The sequence below is a fragment of the Nitrosomonas sp. Nm166 genome (assembly GCF_900112825.1).
In the GTDB taxonomy this organism is placed as follows: domain Bacteria; phylum Pseudomonadota; class Gammaproteobacteria; order Burkholderiales; family Nitrosomonadaceae; genus Nitrosomonas.
The window spans coordinates 1-6487 of sequence record NZ_FONE01000073.1; the positions used below are offsets into that span (position 1 = coordinate 1).

The 6487-nt window shown below is 43.0% G+C and carries 13 protein-coding genes; 2 read left to right on the forward strand and 11 right to left on the reverse strand.

Annotated features, from left to right (window positions below; genetic code table 11):
- Positions 1–74: 74 nt before the first annotated feature.
- From BM021_RS14200 to BM021_RS14215, 4 genes are all read right to left on the reverse strand, one after another.
- Positions 75–1136 carry a hypothetical protein gene (locus BM021_RS14200; protein ID WP_143074363.1) on the reverse strand — a complete coding sequence of 354 codons (1062 nt, stop codon included), beginning with the start codon at positions 1134–1136 and terminating at the stop codon, positions 75–77.
- Positions 1133–2485, reverse strand: a complete 1353-nt coding sequence (locus BM021_RS14205; protein ID WP_256207943.1) for a replication endonuclease — start codon at positions 2483–2485, stop codon at positions 1133–1135. Before BM021_RS14205 ends, BM021_RS14200 begins: the two co-directional genes overlap by 4 nt.
- A 40-nt stretch (positions 2486–2525) precedes the next feature.
- Positions 2526–2681, reverse strand: coding sequence for a helix-turn-helix transcriptional regulator (locus tag BM021_RS14210; protein WP_090721657.1), 156 nt, complete (start codon positions 2679–2681; stop codon positions 2526–2528).
- 115 nt (positions 2682–2796) lie between these two features.
- Positions 2797–3153, reverse strand: coding sequence for a hypothetical protein (locus BM021_RS14215; protein WP_090721658.1), 357 nt, complete (start codon positions 3151–3153; stop codon positions 2797–2799).
- A gap of 413 nt (positions 3154–3566) precedes the next feature.
- On the opposite strand from BM021_RS14215, the gene BM021_RS14220 reads away from it, so the two are divergent.
- The gene (locus BM021_RS14220) at positions 3567–3839 is read left to right on the forward strand and encodes a BrnT family toxin (protein WP_090721659.1); all 273 of its coding nucleotides are present in this window, start codon (positions 3567–3569) and stop codon (positions 3837–3839) included.
- Positions 3805–4086, forward strand: a complete 282-nt coding sequence (locus BM021_RS14225) for a BrnA antitoxin family protein (protein ID WP_090721660.1) — start codon at positions 3805–3807, stop codon at positions 4084–4086. Before BM021_RS14220 ends, BM021_RS14225 begins: the two co-directional genes overlap by 35 nt.
- Before the next feature lie 144 nt (positions 4087–4230).
- Here the strand turns inward: BM021_RS14225 and BM021_RS14230 are convergent, their stop codons facing one another.
- The 7 genes from BM021_RS14230 to BM021_RS16365 form a co-directional block, all read right to left on the reverse strand.
- Positions 4231–4446 carry a helix-turn-helix domain-containing protein gene (locus BM021_RS14230; RefSeq protein ID WP_256207944.1) on the reverse strand — a complete coding sequence of 72 codons (216 nt, stop codon included), beginning with the start codon at positions 4444–4446 and terminating at the stop codon, positions 4231–4233.
- 35 nt (positions 4447–4481) lie between these two features.
- Positions 4482–4814 carry a helix-turn-helix domain-containing protein gene (locus BM021_RS14235; RefSeq protein ID WP_090721661.1) on the reverse strand — a complete coding sequence of 111 codons (333 nt, stop codon included), beginning with the start codon at positions 4812–4814 and terminating at the stop codon, positions 4482–4484.
- Positions 4811–5077 carry a type II toxin-antitoxin system RelE family toxin gene (locus BM021_RS14240; protein ID WP_090721662.1) on the reverse strand — a complete coding sequence of 89 codons (267 nt, stop codon included), beginning with the start codon at positions 5075–5077 and terminating at the stop codon, positions 4811–4813. The genes BM021_RS14235 and BM021_RS14240 overlap by 4 nt, the downstream gene beginning before the upstream one ends.
- A 193-nt stretch (positions 5078–5270) precedes the next feature.
- Positions 5271–5630, reverse strand: a complete 360-nt coding sequence (locus BM021_RS16350) for a tyrosine-type recombinase/integrase (RefSeq protein ID WP_256207945.1) — start codon at positions 5628–5630, stop codon at positions 5271–5273.
- Entirely contained in the window at positions 5623–5970 is a 348-nt protein-coding gene (locus BM021_RS16355; RefSeq protein ID WP_256207946.1) for a hypothetical protein, read from the reverse strand. Before BM021_RS16355 ends, BM021_RS16350 begins: the two co-directional genes overlap by 8 nt.
- A gap of 73 nt (positions 5971–6043) precedes the next feature.
- Entirely contained in the window at positions 6044–6187 is a 144-nt protein-coding gene (locus BM021_RS16360; RefSeq protein WP_256207947.1) for an Arm DNA-binding domain-containing protein, read from the reverse strand.
- Positions 6184–6360 carry an Arm DNA-binding domain-containing protein gene (locus BM021_RS16365; protein WP_256207948.1) on the reverse strand — a complete coding sequence of 59 codons (177 nt, stop codon included), beginning with the start codon at positions 6358–6360 and terminating at the stop codon, positions 6184–6186. Before BM021_RS16365 ends, BM021_RS16360 begins: the two co-directional genes overlap by 4 nt.
- Positions 6361–6487: the final 127 nt, after the last annotated feature.

Below are 6487 nucleotides of genomic sequence, written 5' to 3' on the forward strand. Positions count from 1 at the left end.
ATTTTTGCGAAAAGCTTACAAAAAGTACTTCATTGCTCACAAAAAAATCTGAACTGAATACGCTTCAGGTAAAGTTATGTTTTTGCAAAGGTCTCTCCCAAGATAAAGCTGGGGTTGGTAGGATCAGCAACCAAAAGCTGCTCGAAAGATTGTTTCAGTAACTGATCAACATCTGGCAGCACCAGAGCTAATTGATAGCCAAAGGGATAGGTTCTTTTTTGATCACCTTGTACTAGCAAATGAAGATGAGGTATTAATGCATCGATATCTTTAGCCACTTCAATACCCAAAGCTTTGGCTTTGTCGTAAGCCACATCGACATAGTGTCCATCATCTCCTTTGTGGTACTCCCAAGGTGGATTGATCACAAGAATTTTAAGTTTCTCTGCTAAATCAGCATCTTTAGGACTTAATAGTTCAAGCCAGCTGTTTAGTGCAACAGAAGCTTCTTGCTTTAATCCCTTTGAATCATATTCAAAGGTGTTTTTTATACTTTCCAAAGCAGCGGGCCAATAGCGACCGTTAATAGATATAATATGCTTAATCGCCGCGTCCAGCATATCAATGCAACCCTGATTAACAAAACCGCGTATTGAGTGGCCTATATCGGAGAGCACTTTTTCTTTTTGTTTATCTCCTCGCTCAAGCAATATAAGCATTAAATTGAAGGATTCTTGCCAAAAATCGAATACTTCCTGCCATAGATCAGGCTGCCATTCTTCTAGCGGAGCTTTCGTTCCTTGATATTCTGCGCCAATAGTTCGAGTTCCACCATTGGTGCTTATTACTTGATCCAATGCTTCTAGCACAACCATATCAACTTCTAAACGGTTAAGATCAAGCGCCCGCCTTAAGACATAAAAACGGTCACTTGGCGCAGCCTCTGTTCCAGAAAGATATACCCTGAACAGCTGTGAAAACATTCCTGTTGCATTATTACTCCAAGTTTCGTTCTCAGCTGAAGCCAGTAGTAACATGCACCAGGCAGATTTTTCGAATGCACCCGCATGAAAACATGATTTCTCTAATCCCCATACGAGATTTCTACGTGTATTTCCACTAATATCGTGAATCTCATCGTGAGATATTGAGCTCAAAACATTGTAAAGCGCTTGACTAGTAGATTCAGGGTTCACTTCAACAAATGCGCGAAAGAGTTTCGAACCCTCTCTGTAAGCAACTCTTCCGCGTAGACAAAAGGGCTCTGACTACCAAATAGACGTTCTGAAAATTTTTGAACACTTGCCTGACTATCAAGATAAGACGCTTGAATACAAAAACTTTGCATGAGAGAGTCAGGCAAATTATCAATTAGTTGCTTTTGACTCTCATATGAATTCTCTTTGGCAATGTAGCCGACTGCCGTTCCTTTGCTTTTATCAATGGCAATCGCCTTGAAGCGATGCTCTTGCGCTCCGGGTTCATCGCCATCCGTTTCCAGAGCATAATGCCGCATAATTTCTCTTACCCTTGCAGTTTGCTCGGGGGGCATGAATAACAATAGGTGCCAGTGTGGCGTACCGTCGTGTTGCGGTTCGACAATGCGAAAACCATACACAGGAAGGTCGTCTCGTTTGAGTTTGGCGCGGATTCGTGACCAGACTTTGTTCAAGTAGTTTTGTGCTTGCTTCGGTGTGGTGCCGTCGTATTTGGGATTGGATTCGGCGCTGACTGATAGCCTGGCATGCATTCGGGACGGACAGGTGATGGTATAGAATTCGCCAATATGGCCTAGCTCATTAGCGATGAGCTCAAATCCGAAAATACGCACCATCAATTCACTGCGCCGGATGCGTGGGTTGGCCAGCCCCAGTTCCGCCAGTTCGCTGAGGGTATAACATTGCACTAGTTCATTGGTTGCCATCAGTCCATCGAGAATGCGGCGAATGCGTTTTTTCTGTTCCCTGCGTCTTACCAGTGTTTCATCGCTGACATAGGCGCTAGCCCGTTTATGCACAAGCCCTAAACGGATGGCGTCTTGTTCCAGCTTTTGCGCATGAATTTTGCGCAATCGTTGCAGCCACCAGATTTCATCGGTCAGGCGGGTATAGATACCCTTGATTGTAACGTTTGAGGTTTCTAGTGATGGCAAGCTGATTTCATATTTTTGCGCGCGATGTAGCATTCTGGAGACCGCATATTCCAGATTTTGGTAAATGCGGCTGATTTTCTGCATTTCCTTGACGATGTTTTTCGCCAAATCTTTCAGATCGTCATCGCTGGCATTGAGTGGAATGCTGTTTTTGGTAATTGGCCCGTAGGCTTTAAGCAAGCCAAGATTGGCATTACGCCTGCCTTCAAAGATATACGTTTCTTTGTAATCATGTGCAGCGATTTTGGCAAAGCGTTTGGGCAATTGCCGGAATATCGGCACACGCCATCGTTGATCACTGCCATCCGGTTCATCGAGTAAATTTAGAATGCTTTCTGCGATGCTTTCACTAGAACTCAGCAGTTCCTGACAATCTCGTATTGACGTGTGCATACACACCTCAATACTGACTGGTTGAATGATAAGTACAAGATTAGGCGAGCAGATCGCTATAGCGATAGCGAACTGCTCTACTGCCTACCTTGACGAAAGGCACCCGCGCCCCTGCCCAGCGGTCTCGTTCCAGAAATGCGATGCTGACGCCTAAGATTTGCGCTGCTTGTTTAGTAGTAAGTAGTGGGTTTTGCATAATTGACTCCGTAAATTAGTGAATACGAAGTCAAGTTGCGGCAAGTGAAGACGTAAAAAAAGATGCTTAAAAAAATAGAAACCTATCTATTTTTTTAGGAATGATTACGTTTTTACTATTCCTTGGATTTTGTAGGTGCTCCAGGCGATTGTGCAGATTCTGACGCAACATCTCGCACTAATTTTCTAAATGATTTAGAGGAAAAAGTGGATGAATAACCCAATTGCTGCATGATGGGATGGTTTTGCATCTCCTCATAACTAAGATTTGGATATATTATCCATAATTGTTTAGCCAATTCGATACAGACCACTTGCTGCCTGCGTCGCTCTGTTATTTTTTCGTACCAGTTATTATTCTCATCATCAGGATCAACTGATTCACTATTTACATGATCAATGGCTGCTAATTTCTTATGTGACCAGCAAGGCGGAGGATCAAGTAAAGCTACTTTGTCGCACCAAATAATCACTTCATTTCGTTTTACATAAATTATCCAAATAATCCTTGCTGAATGTATTAAATATGGCCCAAATAAAAAATCTTATTTCATGCTTGATATCAAAAATAAATGAAAAGACCGAATCATTAAGAAAGATTCGATAGCCCTTCCATCGACCGGAAATTTCCCTGCCGCCTATTGCCCGCATTAAGCGATCAATAGCAAGCCTTAGCTTGGGCGAAATTGCATTGGGATCAGTTTGACCGGGCTTCTCATCTGCTCAATCATGGGCAAGTTGCCAGACAGTTTTGAAGTCGGGATTATTTTTTACATGCATGACAAATCATCCTGTGAATAAATAATCTTAATTGACGGCTCATAGCTTGCACACTTGAGAAAATTGTATCTTGATAATGTAGATATTAATCTATACTATCTAAACCATGAACTTTGCGTGGAATGAAGCGAAGCGCAAATCCAACTTGAAAAAGCACGGCTTGGACTTTGCCGATGCTGAAACGGTTTTTGCTGGCTACACGTTAACCAGACCGGACACACGGTTTGCTTACACAGAAAACAGATATTCCACGATAGGTTTGCTAGGGGTTGAAGTGGTGGTTATTACACATACTGAAACTACTGATGAGATTCATATTATTTCCATGCGAAAAGCTGAACGCCATGAACAAAAAAACTACTTTGTCAGTCTCGGATGATCTGGATGAAGCACCCATCTGGACAGACGATGATTTTAAACATGCGGTGCCTCGAGTTGGATTGAAACCATTGCCGCAGAAGAAACAGAAAATCAATATCACGCTTGATGCGGATATAGTTGCTTGGTTCAAGCAACAAGCCGGAGGGCGAGGGTATCAAACGCTTATTAATGCAACCCTGCGAGAAGCTATGCAGAAAAAGACGATCGAAGAAACAATCCGAAAAGTGATCAGGGAAGAATTGTGAACTTCTTGAGAATAGTCAATCAAGAAGGATAGAGCAAATCTGAAGAAGCAGTTAAATGTCAGTTTCCTTCAACACTTCAGGATGGCGTTCAAGAATAGCAATCAGTGTTTTTGCTGCGCCACTGGGACTGCGGCGACGTTGTTCCTAATCTTGCAAGGTACGGACTGATACGCCAAACAGTTGAGCGAATTCCGCCTGAGAAAGTCCCGATTTCTTACGTGTCGATATGAGGGACGACATGATGATACGCCCTTTCCCCGCTTTCATTTGACGAACAGATTCCAGTAATTCAGTGCCTAAATCCCGGTTGTTTTCCCATTCATCCAGCTCTTTATCAGTTAGTGGTTTCTTTAATTTCATGGGCTGCCCTTATAAACTGGATAGGTTGGAAACTTTTATTCAGTTTCATGAATAACAATACGCACCCGTTCAAGCATTTTATTGGTTACCTGACTGCGGCGCTCAATTTGGCTAATATAGGCTTGACTGACACCAAGACGCTGCGCCAGTTGTTCTTGGGTAATACCGGCTTTGATACGCGCTAATGCCACGGGATTATCAACGTAATCTTCAAGAACAAACGGCTCAAAGGTTTTCTCTACATTCTGATCGGCTTCATAAGCAGCTAACTCTTTTTCGATCTGGTCTCTCAGGGTGCGATAAACCGCTATAGGTAACAGGACATATTCGTCTTTACCTTGAATGGATTTTATTTTTTGCAGTGTCATTTGTAAGCATCCCCACGCGGTTTGATTTTCTCAACCGCAATAATTCTAACAACATCGTGCCGTTCAAAAATAACGCGCCAATTACCAACTCTCAGCCGGAAATAGGGCTCACCTTCCAGTTTCTTGATATCCAGTGAACTGTCATCAGGATTCCTGCCTAGCTGTTCCAGTTTCTCGGCAATCCTGAATCGGTCTGATCTAGGCAAACTTTGCAGTTTCTTTTTGGCTTGAGACCGTATTAATAGACTGTAAGGTTTGCACATATTATAAGTTATAAAATGTTATATCAAGCGTTTTGGTGCTTCTGAAATGGCAATACTTTCTTATCGTCTTAGATTTTGAAATATCGAAGTAATTGGGAGGATATTTGCTGCATGGGTTTTCGCAAACGTTCGACATCGCTGACGATATAGCCAGCCGTCACATCATTGGACATCTTGTGATTGACCAATCGTTTTAGCGCATAAGCAGATATGTCGAGACTTTCGGCAATGGTGATGAAGGTGCTGCGCAGGTCATGCAATGTGAACGATACACACCAGACGATTGAATGACTTTCTGCACTTGGCGTCGAGGTTCTATCAAATAACCTGATTTGCCATCCCCGGCAAAAACATACTCTGAATTTGTTACAGTCTTTCTGTTTTCCAACAAGTCATAGATAAAATCTGTAAGCGGCAGCGTCAAAGGTTGATGATTTTTGGTATCAGTCAATGTAAATGATCGGTCGTTCAAATCAATAGCTGACCATTTCAGGGTTGCAGCCTCTTGACGTCTTAGTCCCGTAAACAAAAGAAATAAAAGATAATCAGCCACCAGTGCGGATTGGCTTGAAATTTGATCTTGTTTGAGTAATATAACCGCTTGGTACTAATGTGCAAGCTGGTGGGGTTTGATTACGGTCTGGCGACGATCCCCGATACCAAGCGCGGGTTTGGGTAAGGCGCATCACCGGGTTTTCATGCAGAATGGATTTGCCGTTGCCATCTTCGTATTGAGCGATGGCAAAATTGAAAAGGGCACGTAAGAAACGCATCAACAGATTGGCATAGGCCTCGCCTCGTTCTGCACCGATTTTGTTATGGCGCTTGCTGACCATATCTTTGCTAATACCGGTCATTGCTTTGTCTTGCCAGTCGGCAAATGCGACTTTCATCAATCGCCGGTAATCGTAAAGCGTTCGCTCTTTAAGATTCTTCCGGGTTTAAGGAAATCATCAAAAGCTTGTTTCAGTGTCGTACCTTGCAAGGCTTCCTGCCTTTTCTCAGAGACGGATTGCGGCCAACGGCAATATGACCGAGTAATTTATGCGCTTCCTTTCTGGCTTGCTCGACGGTTAGCTCAGGATATCGACCAAGGGTTAACCGCTTCACTTTTCCATCAATCCTTTTTCCAGAATGAATGATTTTGCGCCGGATGAAGTGACACGCACGGCAAAACCTTTCAGTTCAGTATCGCGCACAAAGGCTTGACCGGTTTCTGGTTTAGACAATTTGTCTACATAGGATTTTGTGATTTTCTGCGGCAGCGTTTGAGGTGCAGTCATTGTTTTGATCTCCTTTCATGTAGACACTATGTGGGACTGTCGGGAAATTGCCAAGAAATTAAGCGATACTACGGAAAGTTAAAACCGACAGGATTTGTTGATGAAGAAAAGAGAACAAGGCAACTTA

What these genes read in the sequence shown, in the direction of transcription:
- BM021_RS14205 (WP_256207943.1), bottom strand. Translation starts at nt 2,485, where the DNA reads ATGCACACGTCAATACGAGATTGTCAGGAACTGCTGAGTTCTAGTGAA.
- BM021_RS14210 (WP_090721657.1), bottom strand. Translation starts at nt 2,681, where the DNA reads ATGCAAAACCCACTACTTACTACTAAACAAGCAGCGCAAATCTTAGGC.
- BM021_RS14220 (WP_090721659.1), top strand. Translation starts at nt 3,567, where the DNA reads ATGAACTTTGCGTGGAATGAAGCGAAGCGCAAATCCAACTTGAAAAAG.
- BM021_RS14225 (WP_090721660.1), top strand. Translation starts at nt 3,805, where the DNA reads ATGAACAAAAAAACTACTTTGTCAGTCTCGGATGATCTGGATGAAGCA.
- BM021_RS14230 (WP_256207944.1), bottom strand. Translation starts at nt 4,446, where the DNA reads ATGAAATTAAAGAAACCACTAACTGATAAAGAGCTGGATGAATGGGAA.
- BM021_RS14235 (WP_090721661.1), bottom strand. Translation starts at nt 4,814, where the DNA reads ATGACACTGCAAAAAATAAAATCCATTCAAGGTAAAGACGAATATGTC.
- BM021_RS14240 (WP_090721662.1), bottom strand. Translation starts at nt 5,077, where the DNA reads ATGTGCAAACCTTACAGTCTATTAATACGGTCTCAAGCCAAAAAGAAA.
- BM021_RS16355 (WP_256207946.1), bottom strand. Translation starts at nt 5,970, where the DNA reads ATGAAAGTCGCATTTGCCGACTGGCAAGACAAAGCAATGACCGGTATT.
- BM021_RS16365 (WP_256207948.1), bottom strand. Translation starts at nt 6,360, where the DNA reads ATGACTGCACCTCAAACGCTGCCGCAGAAAATCACAAAATCCTATGTA.